Here is an 18,119-nt window from a genome sequence, read left to right on the forward strand (position 1 = left end):
TGGGCACGTGGACAGCTTCAGCCGCGGCGGACTGACCTTCGACGTCCGCGACTCCGGGCCCCCGGACGGACCTGTCGTGGTGTGCCTGCACGGGTTCCCCCAGGACGGCTCCGCCTTCGACGCGGTCGCGCCGCTGCTCGCCGCGCAGGGCCTGCGCGTGCTCGCGCCGGACCAGCGCGGCTACTCCCCCGGTGCGCGCCCGACCGGCCGCGCCCCGTACGTGCTGCGTGAGCTGGTCGACGACGTCGTCGCCCTGCTGGACGCCGCCGGCGTCGAGCGCGCGCACGTCGTCGGGCACGACTGGGGCGGAGCCGTGGCCTGGGCGCTGGCCAGCCGCCGGGCCGACCGGGTGGCGTCCCTGACGGCGCTGTCCACCCCGCACCCCGCGGCCGTCGTGCGCAGCCTGACCCGCAGCCTGCAGCCGCTGCGCTCGTGGTACATGGCCGCGTTCCAGCTGCCCGGCTTCCCCGAGCGCCTCCTGCTGGCCGACGACGGCGCCCGGCTGCGCCGCACGCTGGTGTCGACCGGGCTCGCCGAGGACCGCGCCGCGGCCTACACCCGGCGGATGCAGGAGCCCGGCGCCCTGACGGCCGCGCTCGCGTGGTACCGGGCCATCCCGCTCGGCCGCGGCTTCGGCGCCGGGACCGTCCGGGTGCCGACGGCCTACCTCTCGGGGCGCCACGACCCGTTCTTCGCGCCCGCCGCGGTCCGCGGCACCGCCCGGTACGTTCGCGGCCGGTTCCGGTCGGTCGCGCTCGACGCCGGTCACTGGGTGCCGGAGGCCGAGCCGGACCGGGTCGCCGACGTCGTGACGAGCCTGGCCCGGGCCGCGGAGCGCGACCCGCACTGAGCGAGCGCCCGCACCGCGAGCGGGTGAACCTCGCCGCCCCACGCCGACGGCGACCGGCCGGGGTGGGGCCGGGCCGTAGACTCTCGCGGACGACGAGCGCCGTCGACCGCCCCAGCGGCGCACCACCAGGCAGCTCGCCGTCTGCAGCACCGGTGCCGCGCGTCGCCGTCTGCGAGCCGTGCGGCGTGACCGAGCCGCAGCGAACTGGCAGGCCGCCGCCCCCGGGTGGCGGCGTCACGACGAAGGGAACCCGCCCGTGCCGTCCCAGGTCCCGCAGATCGCAGGCACCCGGTGACCGACGGGCCCTCCGGGAAGGCGCCGCTCGTGTCGGACCCCACCCAGCCTGCCGCGGCGGCCACCCCGGACCTGCCGTCCGAGCCGGGCGAGCCGTCCGCGACGCCCGCACCCGGCGGGTCCCCGGGTGGACTGCGCCAGAAGGCCGTCACCGGGGTGATGTGGACGGCGACCGAGAAGTGGTCGCTGAAGCTGAGCACCCTGGTCGGGTTCATCATCCTGGGCAACCTGCTCTCGCCCGTGGACTTCGGCATCGTCGCTCTCGCCATGTCCTTCATCGGGTTCCTCACCACGCTGGCCGACGGCGGCTTCAGCGCCTACCTCGTGCAGAAGCAGCGGCTCACGTCCGCCATCACGAGCACGTCGTTCTGGTCCACGTCCGCCCTCGCCCTGCTGCTCGCGCTCGCCCTGGTCGCCCTGGCGCCGCTGTTCAGCCGGCTGCTCGACGTGCCGGAGCTCACGGCCGTGCTCCGCGCGCTCGCGCTTGCGCTGTTCATCTCCGGCCTGTCGGTGGTCCCGGCGGCCCTCATGTCCCGTGAGATGCAGTTCAAGCAGCTCGCGATCCGGCAGATCTCCGCGACCGTGGTCTCCGTGGTGGTCGCGATCGCGCTCGCGCTCGGCGGCGCGGGCGTGTGGGCCCTGGTGGCCCAGACCCTGGTGCGCAGCGTGGTCGCCCTGATCATCCTGTGGTTGAGCACGGACTTCCGTCCCCGCTTCACCTTCGACCGCGGCGAGGCCCGGGCGATGACGTCCTACGGCAGCAAGTCGCTCGCGGTCGGCATGCAGGTGCAGCTGCGCGCACAAGGGCAGCTGCTCATCATCGGCGCCCTGGCCGGGCCGGTCGTCGTCGGGTACTGGACGGTCGCCGGTCGCCTGGTCGGTGTCGTCGTCGACGTCTTCTCCTCCGTGGTCGGCGCCGTCGCCCACCCCGTCTTCGCCCGCCTGCAGGGATCCCCCGAGCGGCTGAGCCGGGCGCTGAGCAGCACCCGAGCGCTCAGCTCGCTGGTGCTCGTGCCGGCGCTCGTGCTGCTCGCCCTGGTCAGCAAGGACGTCGTCCCGGCGGTGTTCGGCGACCAGTGGACGCCGACGACCACCGTCGCCTCCCTGCTGGCGATGTCGGCCCTGTTCAACATGGTCACCCGGTTCGACCGGTCGGCGCTGCTGGCGACCGGCCACCCCGGTGCCGAGCTGTGGGTCACGACCGTGTTCATGGTCATCCAGCTCGGGCTGGCCGCGCTGTTCGCCACCGACCTCGAGCTGCTGGCCGCGGCGACGGGGCTGTCCATGGTGGTGGCCGTCCCGGTGCGCCTGCTCGTGGTGCGTCGCCTGCTCGGCGTCCCGCTGCGCGGGGTGGTGCCGACCGCCCTGGTGCTCCTCGCCGGTGGCCTGGCGGCGGCCGCCGTCCTGGGCGCCGAGGCGCTGCTCGGCCTCGAGGACTGGGCGTACGTGTCGCTCGCCGTCGTGATCGGGATGGTGGTGTACGTCGGGGTGATCCTGCTGGTCGCGCGCCCCGTCGTGCTCGAGGCGGTCGGGATGGTCCCGGCCAGGCTGCGCCGGCGACTGCGCCTGCCGGGGGCGTAGCGCTCACCGCGCGACCCCGTCAAGGACACGATCCGGCCGGCGCCGCCGGCCGCTGCTGAGGCGAACCCGGTCCGCGTCACCCGTTCGCCGCTCAACTTCACCCGCCCCGCGCCGATCGTTCGGCCGTCCACGAAAACGCAAACCCGTCGCGAGGCGGGGACGCAAAGCCATGGGACCCACGCGGTTCGCCAGGCCACCGAACGACGGAGAACACCGTGCACCGCACGCCCAACCTCCCCCTGCCCGCATCCATCCGGCCGGCACGACGCCGGCCCCGACCGTCCCTGCGGATCAGCTCCACCGCCGCGCTCGCCGCGCTCGCCGGCTCCCTGCTGGTCGGCCCCGGCGCAGCCCCGGCCGCGGCCGTCCCGTCGGGCGCTCCCGTCGGCTTCGTCGACAGCGTCGACGCCGTCGCCGGCGGCGTCCGGGTCCGCGGCTGGGCCGCCGACGGCGACACGGCCGGCGCGGTCACCGTGCGCATCACCGCCGGCGGCACCACCCGCGACGTGCGGACCGGCGCGCCGCGCGTCGACGTCCAGAGCGTCCACCCCGAGCTGACCACCACGACCGGGTTCGACGCCGTCGTCCCGCTGCCCACGGGCACGCACCAGGTCTGCGTGACGTTGCTCAACGTCGGCGCCGGGTCGGACTCGGTGCTGCCCTGCCGCACGGCCACGGTCGGCGCCACCACCGCGGCGGCCGGCACCCGTCCCCTGACCTGGGCGCCGCCGACCCTGACCAACCCCGTCACCGTGACGGTCTCGGCGACGAACCGGCAGCCGCGACTGCAGTCCGGCCAGGACTACATCATCAAGATGCCGAGCACTCCGCTGGACGTCTCGGGCGGCCTGGTGCTGTCCGGCGGGCGCAACGTGGTGCTCATCGGCGGCGAGATCAGGATGTCCAAGGCCGGCACGACGTCGAACGCGCTGCGGGGCCTGTACCTGAAGAACCAGACCGGCACCGTCCATGTCGAGGGCCTGCGGATCACCGGCTCCACCCTCGCCGAGGGCATCGACCTCGACCAGCGCGCCGGCGGCACCGTGCAGCTGCAGAACATCCGCGTCGACACCGTGCACGGCTCCGAGGGCGGGCTGCACGCCGACGTGCTGCAGACCTGGGGCGGGCCGACGGTGCTGCGCGTCGACGGCCTGACCGGGTACACCACCTACCAGGGCCTGTTCATGCTGCCCATGCAGTACGACAGCCCGGCGCCGCAGGTGTTCGACCTGCGCAACGTCAACCTCGTCGGGCAGGCCGGCAGCAAGTACCTCCTGTGGCGCGACAGCGCGACGTGGCCCATCAAGCTCACCAACGTGTGGGCGCAGACCTCGCAGGTCGACGCCCCGCGCCACCAGTTCCTCCGGGACAACGGCACCAACCCCTGGGCCGCGGTCCAGGAGGGCAAGCCCGCGACCGGCGACATCGTGCCCACCGGCATGGCCGGCCTGCGGTACGTCGCCCCGGGGTACATCGGCACGGCCGCCGTCCCGTCCACCCAGCCCGCACCCGCGACCACCCCGGCTCCGGCGCCGGCGCCCGCTCCGGCTCCGGCGCCCGCCGCGACCTCGGTGAACCACACGGCGTTCCGGTACGGCGGGTCGTGGTCGGTGTCCACCTCGCGCGGTGAGCACTACACCAAGGTCGCGGGCCGGACGGCGTCCCTCACGGCCACGGTCGGCTCCGGCGGCGGCACGGTGTCGCTGCAGGGCATCCTCGGCAGGAACAAGGGCATCGCCGCCATCAGCATCGACGGTGGGCCCGAGGTCACCACCAGCCAGTACCGCAGCTCCGGGCAGACGGCGACGTTCTTCACCACGCCGCAGCTGAGCGCCGGCACGCACACCATCACCGTGCGCGTCACCGGCACCCGCGCCCCGGGCGGAACCGACGCCTACGTCGCCCTGACCGGCGCCACCACCACCAACGGCACCCTGACGACACCGGCCACCCAGCCCGCGCCGGCGACCCAGCCGGCGCCCGCTGCCGAGCCCGTGCCAGCCTCCACCGCGACCTCGGTGAACCACTCCGCGTTCCGGTACGGCGGCTCCTGGTCGGTGTCCACCTCGCGCGGTGAGCACTACACGAAGGTGGCGGGCCGGACGGCGTCCCTCACGGCGACGGTCGGCTCCGGCGGCGGCACGGTGTCGCTGCAGGGCATCCTCGGCACCAACAAGGGCATCGCCGCCATCAGCATCGACGGCGGACCCGAGGTCACCACCAGCCAGTACCGCAGCCCCAGCCGGACCGGCACCTTCTTCACCACGCCGCAGCTGAGCGCCGGCACGCACACCATCACCGTGCGCGTCACCGGCACCCGCGCCCCCGGCGGCACCGACGCCTACGTGGCCCTGACCGGCGCGACCATCACCAACGGGACGCTGAGCACGCCGGCCGGCTGATCGACCCGAGCACGCTGCTCGAGCGCACCGCTCGAGCGCACCACCCGGCGCACTGCGGCGGAGGCGGACCACCGGTGGGTGGTCCGCCTTCGTCGTCCCGGCCGGGTGCCCGACGGGCCTGCGCGCGGATTCACCCGCTGGTTCACCCGTTCAGCGCTTGCGGCTTCGAGTGTCGTGACGTATGTCACCATGCTTGCCCGGCTCTCGACGCCGCCCTACGGTGTCACGCGTCCTGAAGGACACGCGGCCCCGTTCGGCGGGGACGTGACGCCACGGGCCGTGCGTTCGACGCGGGCCATCGAACGACACGGAGAACCACGTGCACCGCAGACGGATCACCCCTGCCCGCAGAAGCCGGGCGGCGGCCGGGCACAGGACCGTTCGGCGCCTCACGGTCGCCGCGGCCGCCGGTGCGCTCCTGCTGGCCGGGGCGGCGCCCGCCCAGGCCGCGACCGTTCCGCCGTCGAGCACCGCCGAGGCGACCGAGCCGGCGCCGGTCGACACGACCCTCGCCACCTCGAGCAGCACCCGACCGCTGACCTGGGCACCGCCGCGGCTGACGAACCCGACGACGGTCACCGTCTCCGCCAGCAAGCACAACCTGAGCCTGAGCTCCGGCCGGGACTACGTCATCGCGATGCCCAGCACGCCCCTGAACGTGAAGGGCGGGCTCACCATCTCCGGGGGCCGCAACGTCGTGCTCATCGGCGGCGAGATCAAGATCTCGCAGAGCAGCACGTCCGCCAACGCGCTGCGCGGCCTGTACCTCAAGGGGCAGAGCGGCACGGTGCACGTCGAGGGTCTGAAGATCACCGGGTCCACCCTCGCCGACGGCATCAACCTCGACCAGCGCAACGGTGCGACGGTGCAGCTGCAGAACATCCGCGTCGACACGGTCCACGGCACGGGGGGCCTGCACCCCGACGTGCTGCAGTCCTGGGCCGGTCCCACGGTGCTGCGCATCGACGGCTTCACCGGGTACACCACGTACCAGGGCTTCTTCCTGACCCCGCTGCAGTACGGCCCGGCACCGTCCAAGGTGGACCTGCGCAACGTGAACCTGGTCGGTCAGGGTGGGAGCAAGTACCTCATGTGGCGCGACGGCGGGTCGGGCTCGTGGCCGCTGACCTACCAGAACGTGTGGGTGCAGTCGTCGCAGACGGACGCCCCGCGCAGCCAGTTCCTGCGCACCAACGGAACGACGTCGTGGGCGAACGTCAACCTGGGCCGGCCGGGCGGGGTGGACTTCGTCCCCGCCGGGATGGCGGGGGTCGGGTACCGCTCCCCGGGCTACGCAGGCTCCGCGGCACCGGCACCGGCACCCGCTCCGGCGCCCGCACCCGCTCCGGCCCCGGCCCCGGCCCCGGCTTCTGCGGCCTCGGTCGATCACACGGCGTTCCGGTACGGCGGGTCGTGGTCGGTGTCCACCTCGCGCGGTGAGCACTACACCAAGGTCGCCGGCCGGACGGCGTCCCTCACGGCCACGGTCGGCTCCGGCGGCGGCACGGTGTCGCTGCAGGGCATCCTCGGCACCAACAAGGGCATCGCCGCCATCAGCATCGACGGCGGACCCGAGGTCACCACCAGCCAGTACCGCAGCCCCGGCCGGACCGGCACCTTCTTCACCACACCCGCGCTGAGCGCCGGCACGCACACCATCACCGTGCGCGTCACCGGCACCCGCGCCCCCGGCGGCACCGACGCCTACGTCGCCCTGACCGGCGCCACCGCCACCAACGGCACCCTGAGCACGCCGACGTCGTCGCCGGCGACGGCGTCCGCCGCCGCGTCGTCGTCCGTGGACCACACCGCGTTCCGGTACGGCGGCTCCTGGTCGGTGTCCACCTCGCGCGGTGAGCACTACACCAAGGTGGCCGGCCGGACGGCGTCCCTCACGGCCACGGTCGGCTCCGGCGGCGGCACGGTGTCGCTGCAGGGCATCCTCGGCACCAACAAGGGCATCGCCGCCATCAGCATCGACGGCGGACCCGAGGTCACCACCAGCCAGTACCGCAGCCCCAGCCGGACCGGCACCTTCTTCACCACGCCGCAGCTGAGCGCCGGCACGCACACCATCACCGTGCGCGTCACCGGCACCCGCGCCCCCGGCGGCACCGACGCCTACGTGGCCCTGACCGGCGCCACCATCACCAACGGGACGCTGAGCACGCCGGCCGGCTGATCGCTGCCTCCGGGCGCAGCCTCGGCACCCCATCCTCGGCACCGCGGCCTCCGCACCGCGGCCCGGCAGCGCGTGGCGGCCCGTCGCAGGACGGGCCGCCACGCGGCCGGCACCTCGCTTGCCCGCGTCGCGGGCGCTCGCCTACGTTGTCCCGCGTCCTGACGGACACGCGGCCCTGCCCGGCAGGGACGTGACGCCACGCGCCGCGCGTCCCAGCAGGCCGTCGACCGACACGGAGAACCACGTGCACCCCAGCCGGACCCCGGTCCCCAGCGCCCCGCGGGCGCACCGGTGAGCGACCGGCGCACCGTCTCGGTCGTCATCCCGTCCTACCGGCGCCCCGACCGGCTGCCCCCGCTGATCGAGGCGTTCGGACGGACGTCGGCCGACCAGATCGTCGTCGTGCTCGACGGCCCGCACCCCGGCGCCGTCGACGCGCTGCGAGCGCTCGGCGTCGACCGGCTCACGATCCTCGAGCTGCCGCAGAACGTCGGCGTGGCCCGGGCCCGCGTCGCCGGCGTCGAGGCGGCCACCGGCGACGTCGTCCTCGTCGCCGACGACGACGTCATGCCGGGGGCGGACGACGTCGTCGAGGCGCACCGCCGCTTCCACGAGACGACACCCCGCGGCGTCCTGGTCGGCTACATGCCGGTGGCCGAGCCCGCCCGCCCCGGGCCGGACGACGCCCCGACCCGGCTGTACGCGCGGGAGTACGAGGGTGCCGCACGGCGCTGGGAGGCCGACCCCGGCTCCGTCCTCGGTGGCCTGTGGGGCGGTGCGGTGAGCATCGACACCGGCCTGTTCCGCGAGGCCGAGGCGCTGCTGCCGTCGATCCGGATGGACTACAGCGAGGACCTCGACCTCGGGCTGCGGCTCGAGCAGCTCGGCGCCACCGCCCGGTTCGACCGGTCCGTCGCCAGCACCCACCTGCACCGGCGCGGCTGGGACGCCTTCCTGCGCGAGTCCGCCGCCCGCGGACTGGCCGCGCACCAGCTCGAGCAGCGGTGGGGCCGCCTGCCGGTGCACGTCGCCGCACTCGTCCAGGGTGCCGGCGTGCAGGGGCGGGTCGCCGACGTCCTCGCGCGGGCCCCGCGCGCCGCGACCACCGTGCCGCTGACCGTCGCGTACCGGCTCACCGGCCGGCTCGGGGCGTCCGGCCCGCAGGAGGCGGTGTGCCGGCTCGCGCGTCGCCTGGTGGCCGGCCGCACGTACCGGTCGGCCCGACGCGGCGCCGCCCCGATCGCGGCGCAGCCGGCGGCCTGACGCCGCCGTCCCCGGCTCGCGGCGACCCCGTCCGGGGCGCCACCACCCGGGCGGACCACCCCGACGGGCCTCCGGTCCGGGCCGCACTCACCTACGCTGGGCCGCGGCGACGGCGCCGGTGTGCCCGTCGTAGCGTCCGTCGCCGCCGGGGCACCGGTCCGCGTCGTCGGCCCGTCCGCTGCCACCAGCCACCGCGAGGAGCCCCATGCAGGACCGACCCCCCGCCGACGTCCCGGCCACGGCAGGAAGACCGCGACGACTGGACCGGCTCACCACGTTCGACTGCTTCGACACGGTGATCACGCGTGCCGTCGGCGACCCCGAGGGCATCGCCTACATCACCGGCCGGCGGCTGCAGCGCGACGGCGTGACCGACGTCAGCGGCGAGCGGTTCGCGGCGGCCCGCGCCGAGGCCGAGCGACTGGTGCAGCGCAGCCACGGGGACGACGGCACGATCGACGACATCGCGGTGCAGCTCACCGAGCTGCTCAACGTGCCGGCGACCCTGGCGCCCGTCCTGCGGGACGCCGAGCTGGCCACCGAGCGCGAGCTCAGCCGCCCGGTCCCGGGCGCGCACGCCCGGATCGCCGAGGCGCGCGCGTCCGGCAGCACGGTCGGGTTCCTCTCGGACACCCCGCTGCCGCACTCCGTCGTGGACGGGCTGCTGCGCCAGCACGACCTCATCACCGACACCGACCTGCTGTGGGTCTCCAACGAGCTCGGCGCCGGCAAGGGCCGCGGCTCGGCCTATCCCGCCGTCGTCCAGCGCCTCGGCGGCCCGCCCGCCTCGTGGACGCACCAGGGCGACGACGCGCGCTCCGACGTGCGCAACGCCCGGCTGGTCGGGATCACCGGCGTGCACCGCCCGGCCGGCCGGCTGAACCGGTACGAGAAGGTGCTCGAGCGGTACGGCGCCTCGAGCGGAGGGCTCGCGTCGGTGCTGGCGGGTGCGTCCCGCCGCACGCGGCTGGGCCTGGCCGCCGAGCGCCCCGACGTCCCGGCCGGGCACGCCACCGTCGCGGCCGGGGTGGCCGGGCCGCTGCTGGCCGGCTACGTGCTGTGGTGCCTGCAGCAGGCGCAGGCGGCCGGCTGCCGGCGGCTGTACTTCGTCGCCCGCGGCGGCGAGGTGCTGCTCGAGATGGCGCAGCGGCTCGTGGAGCACCTCGACCTCGACCTGGAGCTGCGCTACCTGTACGGCAGCCGCAAGGCGTGGATGCTGCCGGGCACCGCGGCCGAGCGGCGCGACTTCCTGCTCGCGGTGGCCGGCCGCGAGGACCGCGTCACCGTGCACAGCACCCTGAAGTGGTTCTCCGTCCAGCCCGACCAGATCGAGGCGCCGCTCGCCGCGGCCGGCTTCCCACGGTCGGCGTGGGACCAGCCGCTGGGTCGCGACGGGCTGGTCCGGCTGGCCGGCGTGGTCGAGGACCCGGCGGCCGACGCCGTCCTGACCGCGCACGCCGCCCCGCGCCGGGACGCGGCCCGGACCTACCTGGGCGGCGTCGGCCTGCTCGACGACGTGCCGTTCGGCATCGTCGACATGACCGGCCGCGGCACCACCGGCCGATTCCTCACCGACACGCTGCGCAGCTTCGGCGGGACGGCACCCACGGCCGAGCTGTACTTCGGCCTCGAACGCGAGACGCATGACGTCGGCGACCGGACGCTGCGCGCGTACATGTTCGACGACCGCCGCGGGATCGGGGTGACCCGGCGCGACGTCGACCTGTGGGTGCCGCTCGAGGCGTTCACCCAGGCGCGCCACGGGCACGTGCAGCGCTACGAGGAGGTCGACGGCGAGGTGCGCCCGGTGCTCGCCGAGGAGGTGAACGCCGAGCTGCTCGCGTGGGGCCTGGACGGCTTCCGCGGGGGGCTGGACACGTTCTGCCGCGAGCTCGGACCGGTGCTGCGGCACGTCGACGCGTGGGGCGACGTCCGGCGGTCCACGTGGGAGGCGCTGCGCACGTTCTGGCTCAGCCCGACCCCGCAGGAGCTCGCCGACTGGCAGGACTTCCCGCTCGAGGACGACGACACCACCTACCCGATGGGCCGCGGGTACACCGGCAAGCAGGTCCTGAGCACGGCACTGTCCGGCAAGCCCCGCTTCCGGGCCCGCGGCACCTGGCCGGCGGCCGTGCGGCAGAACGCACCGGCCGGGATCAAGGCCGCCCAGGCGGGTGCCGGCCTGGCCGCGACCGGTCTGCACAAGGTCCGCCGCGCCGGGCACTTCCTGGGTCACCGCCGGCAGGTCCGACCCGGCTCCTGACCCGTCCGACGTCGACCATTCGGCACGCCGCAAGCCCCCACGACGTCGCACCCGCCCGCGGTTGCTCGGCCAGTGCGACGTCGCGGACCGTTCGAGGCGCCCGAAGCGTCCACGACGTCGCACTCGCGCGTGGTTGCTCGGCCAGTGCGACGTCGTGGACCGTTCGAGGACCTTGAGAGGTCCGCAACGTCGCACTCGCACGGTCGGGAGGCGCGGGTGGGGGGTGCGCGGTGGCGGCGCGGGGTGGCGGCGCGGGACGGTCAGGGGTGCGCGGCCGGACCGTTGTCGTCCGTGGCCCGCAGGGCGGCGCGGCCGGCCGCGAAGGACCGCGCCCGGGCCACCTTGCCGACCGCACCGCGCGCGGACCTGGCCCCCCGGTGCAGCACCTGCACGGGCGCGGGCGTGCTCGCCCACACGCCCGCGGGCCAGGTGCCCTTGGCGCGCAGCCGGGGACGACGCTGCAGCACCGAGCGCACGATGTCCTCCACCGGCAGGTGGCCGGCGATCGGGTAGCGGCTGACGTCGTTCTCGAACGGGTAGCTCCCCCAGGCGGCGACCTCGGCCGCGGTGGGGTGCTGCCAGAACCGGCGCAGCGCCCGCCAGGTCGGCGTCCGGACGTCGACGAAGGGGTCCAGCAGTCCCAGCGCGGGCACGAGCTCGTCGCAGAACACCTCGATGCCCCGCCGCACGTCGGCGATCCACCCGGTCGCGGCGTCGGCCGGAGCGCCGAGCACCGCCTCGGCGTGCCCGTCGACCGTCCGGTAGCCCTCGACCCGGCCGTGCGTGGCCGCGGTGAACAGCTCCAGGGGGATGTAGATGTCGTGGCCGTACCGGGAGAACCCGGTGCCCCGCCAGTCGTCGTACATGTAGCCGTGCACGTCCCGGCCGGGGGCGTCGTGCCGTGGGTAGGTCACGCCGAAGTAGCACTCGACGGCCGGCGCGGACCCGCCGCAGCGCTCGAGGACCGCGGTGAGCAGCCGGCCGACGGTGCCCTGCCAGCCGATGTCCACCAGGGCGTAGAGCTCGCCGTCGAGCAGCCCGGCGCCGCGCAGGTAGTCCTGGGTCGCGGCGGTGCGCTCCTGCGCCTGCGCGGCGACCACCGGTCCCAGGCCCGGGCCGACCACCAGCGCGATCAGCCGGTCCAGCGCCGCGGGATCCAGGTGCTCGTCCCACGTCCCCGCGGGGAAGCCCGCCCCGGCCAGGACGTCGGCCTGCGTCTCGGGGTCGACGTCGACCCAGCCGAGGCAGTTGCGGACCGTCACCCGGTCCTCGCGGCCGAGGACCGCGGCGAGGCGGCCGGCGTCGAGCTCGGCCATCGACGGCAGCAGCCACGCCCGGCGCGAGCCCTCGAGGTAGCGCAGGTCCAGGTCCAGGCCGAGGCCCTCGACGAGCCGGCGGGCGATCGCGAGCATCACCTCGCCGTCCCGCGCCACGAAGTACACCCGCCGGCACCCGGACCGCACGGCCCGCTGCAGCGACCACAGCACGTACCCGACGAGCAGCGGCGCGGCGACCCCGGCCACCACGGACGCCCGCGCCCGGGCCATCCCGGGCTGCTCGACCTCGAGCACCAGCCGGGTGCGACGCGACGCACCGGCCAGCAGCGAGGAGAACCCGCCGGTCGCCGGCGCGGCGTCCTCGAGGATCTGCTCGTAGCGGTTGAGCTGCCCGCGGCCCTCCCAGGTCGCCGTCAGGCCGGACAGCCGCGCCATCCGCACGTCGCTGCGCTGGTTGTCACCGACGTGCCGCCACGGTCCGGGTACGCCACCGAGCCGGCGCGCGACCTCGAAGTAGGCGGACCCCTTGTCCTTGCCGGCTCGCAGCTCGTTGGACACCCACAGCGGGTCGCCGTCCGCCAGGACGCCGTTGCGGCGCAGCAGGTCGGCGACCACCGCGTGCGGCAGCGGTGTGTCGGACAGGAAGCCGACCCGCTCGCCCCCGGCCCGGGCGGCGTCGACCTGCGCCTTGGCCGCGGGGACCGGGCGGGTCAGCTCGACCTCGACCTCGAGCTCGGTCCGTTCGAGCACCGCCGCCACCCCCGGGTCGAGCCCCAGCAGGTCGGCCCACTGGACCGCGATCTGGGTCAGGGTGTTCGCCTCGCCGTACCGCTCGTGGACCAGCTCCTCGGCGCGGATCCGGGCCGAGACGACGATCTCCGCGGGGGCGGTCAGCACCCCGGCGGACGCCAGCCGGGCGGCCGTCACGTAGCCGACCGACCGCGGCCCGCCCACCGCGCGGGTCACCACCGTGTCGAAGCAGTCGAACGTCACCAGCGGCGCGGCGCCGGCCGGCTGTCCCTGCGGTTCCCCTGACGACACCCGACACTCCGCTCTGCTCGGCCCGTGCTGCCGCGGCAGCGTAGCGGTCGGACGTCGTCGGGCGCGTCAGGTCAAGCGGCGCAGGACCGCCTTCACCCTCGGCACCAGCCGCTGGGCGGTCGCCTCGGGCGACGCCTGACGCCGGTACCAGTCCTGGACGCCCTCGTGCAGCGCGAGCGCCTCCTCGGGCCGTGCGGTCATCCGGCGCATGGCCGGGCCGAGCTCGGTCCAGTGCCGCAGCCGCAGGGCCGGTGCACCGGCGTACAGGCCACCCGACGGCAGCGAGGTCACGACCGGGACGGCGCCGACGCGAGCCGCCTCGAAGAACCGGAACGACTCCCGGCTGGTGCCGCGCGGGTCGATGCTGAACCGGGTCTGGGCCATCCGGTCGCTGTACTCGTCTCGCTTGTCGGTCACCTGGTTGCTCGGCATGATGTCGAGCAGCACGTTGAGGTCCGGCCGCTCGTCGCGCAGGCTCTCCATCGCGGCGACCATCGCATTGCGGTGCAGCGTCTTGACCGCGAGCCCACCGGCACGCAGCCGCTGGCGCAGCGCGCCGCCGCGGTCGGTGGTGAAGATCGTGCTGCCGGCGAAGAACGCGTCGATCTCGCGCTCCTCCCACGGCACGAACGGACGCTCACGCTGGTGGGAGTAGCCGAGCGGCATCGCGAAGATGTCCTCGACCCGCGTCCGGGGGCGGTGCCCCTGGCGGGCCCAGATCGCGCGCTCGGCGGTCACCCGCACCTCGTCGGCGAGCTCGGCCCAGCCCAGCGGGCGGGGCAGCATGCGGGTGGAGTCCAGGAAGCGCCGTCCCCGGTTCACCGCCATGACCAGGCCGACGTCGTCCGCCCAGTAGGGGACGCGGGCGAAGTTGTCGCCCCACAGCATCGCGATGACGTGGGGACCGGTCTCGTCCAGGTGCGCGGGGTTCGGGGTCACCACGACCTTCAGGCGGTCCAGGCGCCGCGCGAGGTCGGGGTCCTGCCGCTCGATCTCGGACTCGACGGTGCTGAAGACCTCGGCGAGGAACGCGGCGTTGTCGACGGGAGCGGTGGGACCGTCCGGGTGCTCGAGGTCCCAGGGGGCGGGCGTCGGCGTCTTGGTCGAGTCGAGCCAGCTCAGGTAGGTCGCACGGGGCATCCGGGCACGCTACCAGCCGGTCGGCCGACCCCCTCCGCGGGCCGTGCTGGGGTCACCCGGTCGGGTCGAGCGGCCCGGTCCGGCCGCCGGCCGCGGTGCTAATCTGCACCGGCCGCGGAGCACCGGCGCCCCCGGCGTCGCGCCGATCGAGCCCCCGGCCGCCCGCAGGCGGCCGCCGGACCCAGCGACCACGAGCGGACCCCTCATGGCACTCCCCAGACCGCTGACCCAGCGTCAGGTTCGTGGGCTGATGATGCACCTGCCCCTTCCCGTGGCCCGGTACCTGCTGCTGCTGCAGGAGTACAAGCGGCTGCCGCACCTGGCGAACCCGGTGACGTTCAACGAGAAGATCAACTACCGCATCGTGCACGACCGCCGCCCCATGCTCGCGATGGCGTCGTCCAAGGTGGCGTCCAAGGAGTACGTGGCCGGGCTGGGGACCGGCGTGCACGTGCCCACCACCTACTGGAACGGCGTCGACCTGCGCGAGATCGACGGGATGACCGTGCCCACGTCGTGGGTGCTCAAGGCGAGCCACCGCAGCCGTCGCCTCGTGCACGGCGAGGCGGGGACCATCGACGTCGGCGCTCTCGACGTGGACGTCGACGAGTGGCTGGTCGACCGCGAGTACCTCGACGACCGCCTGTGGGGCTACCGGGAGGCACGCAAGGAGCTGCTGCTCGAGGAGCGGGTCGGCAGCCCGGAGGAGTTCCCCGACGACCTGAAGTTCTTCGTCTTCGACGGGCGCGTGGAGATGATCCAGGTCGACCACGGTCGGCGCGGCGCCCACACCCGCAACCTGTACTCGGCCGACTGGACGCCGCTGCGGTGGAACTACACCCGGCCGACCGGGCCGGTGCAGCCCGCGCCGGCGAACCTGGACCGGCTGCTGGACGCCGCGGGGCGGATCGGCGCGGGCTGGGACTTCGTCCGGGTCGACCTGTACAACCTCACCGACCAGATCGTGTTCGGGGAGATGACGGCCTACCCGGGTGCGGGCGTCTCGCCATGGCCGTACGAGCTGGACCGGTTCATCGGCGGCAAGTGGACGCTGCCCGGCCGGTCGGTCCTCGCGGGGCCCGCGGCCTGACACGCACGGGGCACGGCGTCACGCCGTGCCCCGCGGTGCTCGCGTCCCGTGTCCGGCCGCCGGCGGCTAGCCCTCCGGCTGCTCGGCGTCCTCGAGGTACCCCGGCGACTCGTACCCGAGGCCGACGTCCTCGGCCTTGACGAAGTCGCCGCCCGGCGGGACGCCGACCTGCACGTCCTCCCAGCTGCCGGCCCCCTCGCGGCCGGACCACACGAACGCCTCGACGTCGTCGTCCTCGGTGCGGTTGTCCTCCTCGGCCGGGGCGACCCACACGTCCTGGACGTCGATCGGCCAGTCCTCGCCGTCACGCCAGAGCATGTAGGCGGCGTCGTCCGCACCGCGGATGTTCACCCGGCGCAGGTCGAAGCGCTCGGGGTCCTCGTCGGTGAACTGCCGGGGCAGCAGGAACAGCCCCTGGTAGGTCGTGTAGCCGGTGAGCTTGTCCACCCGCAGCTCGGCCGGGCCCGCCCAGGTCTGCAGCACGTCGGCGTGCTGCCCCTCCTTCTCGCCGTGCACGGTCTCGACCCGGATGTTCTGCAGCTGGACCATCGCACCGCGCCGCTGGTCGAGGTTGATGCCCTCGCCGAGCTCGTCGCCGGTGATGAGCAGGCCCTCGGCGTGCACCGTGCCCTCCTGGCCGCGGAAGTACAGCCCGCGGATCTCCTGGGCGCGGTCGCCGGACCGGGTGATCCGGATCTCCCCGCCGATGACGACCACGTTGCGCCCGCCGTTGACGACCAGGCCGCCACGGACGTCGAGCGGCTCGTCCGGCATCTCGAGGACGTAGTCCTTGTCCCGGTCGAGGTGGAACTCCCGGTTGCCCTCCTTGACCTCGATGGTGGTCGGGTCCTCGAGCTCGGGCGGGGCCCACGCGAGCTTGGTGGTGTCGATCTCCGGCTCGGCGGCTTCCGCAGCGCGCTGCGCGTCCTCGGCCACGGGGGCTCCGCCGCCGCCGGCGACTCCCAGGCCCAGGCCGAGGATGAGCGCAGTCGCGACCGCCGCTCCGACCAGCGCGGATCCCACCAGGGCGAGCACGAGGGGGGTCCGTCCGCGCGGGGCGGACGGCGGTGTGGTCACGGGGCTGACGGTCGATCCGGTCTGGACCATGGCTGCTCCTGACGGTGCTCGGGACGGACGTACGGAGGTGGCCGCGACGGCGGGCGCTCCGCCCGCGGCTGCGGAGGTCGCGCACCGCGGCCCCACGCGGCGTGCGGGGGGCCTGCGGTGCGGTGCGGTGCTGAGGTCAGATGGCGGCGGGGAGCCGGCGGCGAGCCAGGATCTCCCGCGCGACGGCGGGTTCAGGGGGTCCCCCCGCGAGGCCCACGACGGCCCCCGCGATCGCGAAGATGGACTGCGGGAACCCGGCGTTGGTCACGTACGGCCAGATGAAACCCGCGGCCGGCAGGAACACCAGGATGCCGACGATGGCCGCCGAGGCGGCGCTGACGGAGCCGGGCTCCGTCTGGGTGGCCCGCCACGCCCGGCGGGCCAGCACGACGAAGGAGATGGCCGTGATGAGGAGCAGGCCGACGCCGCCGCGCAGGACCAGGGTGATGTACTGGCTCTCGGTCGAGGGGAAGATGTCGTCCGGACCGACGGTCAGCCCGTGCGGGGCGGCCTCGGTGAGCAGCGGGAGGTAGTCCCCGCGCCAGACCAGGAAGCGGAACTGCAGCGTCTGCGGGATCACGCCCTCGGAGGTGCCGGTCGCGGCCGTGGTCTGCTGCACGTACCGCGCCTGCAGGGACGGCCAGAACACCCACGTGCACAGCGCGGCCGCCACCAGCAGCGCCAGGGCCCCGCGCCGGAACCGGCCGACCAGCGCGGCTGCGACGAGGAAGCCCACGATGACCCACAGGCCGGTGGTCAGGGTCACGGAGAGGACGATCGCGGCGAGGTCCACCGCCAGGACGACGACCAGGACCCGCCGGCGCAGCACCTCGCGGTTCCCACGCAGCAGCAGCACCGCGGCCACCATGAGCGGCACGATGAGGTAGCCGCCGAAGGAGTGCGCGATGGTGAACGGACCTGTGACGCGCCCGCCGGGCTGGCCGGGGTCCGGCAGCAGCCCGCCGTCGACCACGGTCAGCAGCGTGTCCCGCACACCCGGGACGTCGAGGAACTGCAGGATGCCGATGCCGGCCGGGACGAGGCTGACCAGCAGCACCCAGCGCAGCACGACGTTGATCTCGACCCGGTTGGAGATGCCACGGGAGACGACCCACCAGGTGGCGAACGTGAAGGACGGGAACAGCGCCTCGCGGAGCAGCTCCATGAGCTCCAGGTGCCCGCGCAGGCCGTTGTACAGGCCGACGACCAGACCGACCAGAGCCACTGCGGCCAGCGACACGTCGACGGCATTCAACCGCCGCCACCGCGGGAGCCGGCGGACCAGCAGCGGCAGGAGGCAGACCACGAGCAGCAGCTCGGAGGCCTTGAACCCCGGCACCGGGAACCCGCGGCTGAGCCCGGCCATGGCCGGCACGATCGAGGCGACGACGACCGAGGCGACCAGCGGCCGCTGCCAGATGACGCCCACCAGGACGACGCCCACGACGGCCGCGAGGGGCGCGAGCGGCGACACCATCCAGGTGGCGCCCGCGAGCAGCGCGGCGACCGCCACGCCGAGGACGGTCAGCAGCACCCGCAGCCGCGTCGCGGTGACCTCACGGCCGGTCTCGAGCGAGTCGGCCCGGTGCGAGCCGTGCGCGGGTGGGGCGTGCACGGGTGGGGCGGAGG

The 18,119-nt window shown here is 74.8% G+C and carries 11 protein-coding genes and 1 riboswitch; of the genes, 7 read left to right on the forward strand and 4 right to left on the reverse strand.

Annotated elements, in window-relative coordinates; genetic code table 11:
- The first annotated feature begins 7 nt into the window (after positions 1-7).
- The 6 genes from Q0840_RS10150 to Q0840_RS10175 all read left to right on the forward strand — a co-directional run bounded on the left by Q0840_RS10150 (position 8) and on the right by Q0840_RS10175 (position 10,835).
- Positions 8-850 carry an alpha/beta fold hydrolase gene (locus tag Q0840_RS10150; RefSeq protein ID WP_298459310.1) on the forward strand — a complete coding sequence of 281 codons (843 nt, stop codon included), beginning with the start codon at positions 8-10 and terminating at the stop codon, positions 848-850.
- 324 nt (positions 851-1,174) lie between these two features.
- Positions 1,175-2,725: an oligosaccharide flippase family protein gene (locus Q0840_RS10155; RefSeq protein ID WP_298459311.1), complete on the forward strand. Its 1,551-nt coding sequence runs from the start codon at positions 1,175-1,177 to the stop codon at positions 2,723-2,725.
- A 126-nt stretch (positions 2,726-2,851) separates the two neighbouring features.
- A riboswitch (cyclic di-GMP riboswitch) is annotated at positions 2,852-2,926 on the forward strand.
- 14 nt (positions 2,927-2,940) lie between these two features.
- Positions 2,941-5,127 carry a hypothetical protein gene (locus tag Q0840_RS10160; RefSeq protein ID WP_298459312.1) on the forward strand — a complete coding sequence of 729 codons (2,187 nt, stop codon included), beginning with the start codon at positions 2,941-2,943 and terminating at the stop codon, positions 5,125-5,127.
- 319 nt (positions 5,128-5,446) lie between these two features.
- The gene (locus Q0840_RS10165) at positions 5,447-7,309 is read left to right on the forward strand and encodes a hypothetical protein (RefSeq protein ID WP_298459314.1); all 1,863 of its coding nucleotides are present in this window, start codon (positions 5,447-5,449) and stop codon (positions 7,307-7,309) included.
- A 291-nt stretch (positions 7,310-7,600) separates the two neighbouring features.
- A complete protein-coding gene (locus Q0840_RS10170) occupies positions 7,601-8,572 on the forward strand; it encodes a glycosyltransferase family 2 protein (protein ID WP_298459315.1) in 972 nt (323 codons plus the stop codon).
- A gap of 205 nt (positions 8,573-8,777) precedes the next feature.
- Positions 8,778-10,835: a hypothetical protein gene (locus tag Q0840_RS10175; protein ID WP_298459316.1), complete on the forward strand. Its 2,058-nt coding sequence runs from the start codon at positions 8,778-8,780 to the stop codon at positions 10,833-10,835.
- Positions 10,836-11,095: 260 nt separating this feature from the next.
- Here Q0840_RS10175 and Q0840_RS10180 read toward each other — a convergent pair whose 3' ends face one another.
- Complete coding sequence (locus Q0840_RS10180; RefSeq protein ID WP_298459317.1) at positions 11,096-13,153, reverse strand: hypothetical protein; 2,058 nt, start codon at positions 13,151-13,153, stop codon at positions 11,096-11,098.
- 66 nt (positions 13,154-13,219) lie between these two features.
- The gene (locus Q0840_RS10185) at positions 13,220-14,293 is read right to left on the reverse strand and encodes a hypothetical protein (protein WP_298459319.1); all 1,074 of its coding nucleotides are present in this window, start codon (positions 14,291-14,293) and stop codon (positions 13,220-13,222) included.
- A gap of 205 nt (positions 14,294-14,498) precedes the next feature.
- Here Q0840_RS10185 and Q0840_RS10190 point away from each other — a divergent pair, with 205 nt between their 5' ends.
- Complete coding sequence (locus Q0840_RS10190) at positions 14,499-15,383, forward strand: ATP-grasp fold amidoligase family protein (protein WP_298459320.1); 885 nt, start codon at positions 14,499-14,501, stop codon at positions 15,381-15,383.
- 66 nt (positions 15,384-15,449) lie between these two features.
- Here Q0840_RS10190 and Q0840_RS10195 read toward each other — a convergent pair whose 3' ends face one another.
- Positions 15,450-16,490, reverse strand: coding sequence for a hypothetical protein (locus tag Q0840_RS10195; RefSeq protein WP_298459322.1), 1,041 nt, complete (start codon positions 16,488-16,490; stop codon positions 15,450-15,452).
- 136 nt (positions 16,491-16,626) lie between these two features.
- The gene (locus Q0840_RS10200) at positions 16,627-18,105 is read right to left on the reverse strand and encodes a hypothetical protein (RefSeq protein WP_298459324.1); all 1,479 of its coding nucleotides are present in this window, start codon (positions 18,103-18,105) and stop codon (positions 16,627-16,629) included.
- Between the last annotated feature and the right edge of the window lie 14 nt (positions 18,106-18,119).

The sequence above is a fragment of the uncultured Cellulomonas sp. genome (assembly GCF_947494015.1).
Classification (GTDB): domain Bacteria; phylum Actinomycetota; class Actinomycetes; order Actinomycetales; family Cellulomonadaceae; genus Pengzhenrongella.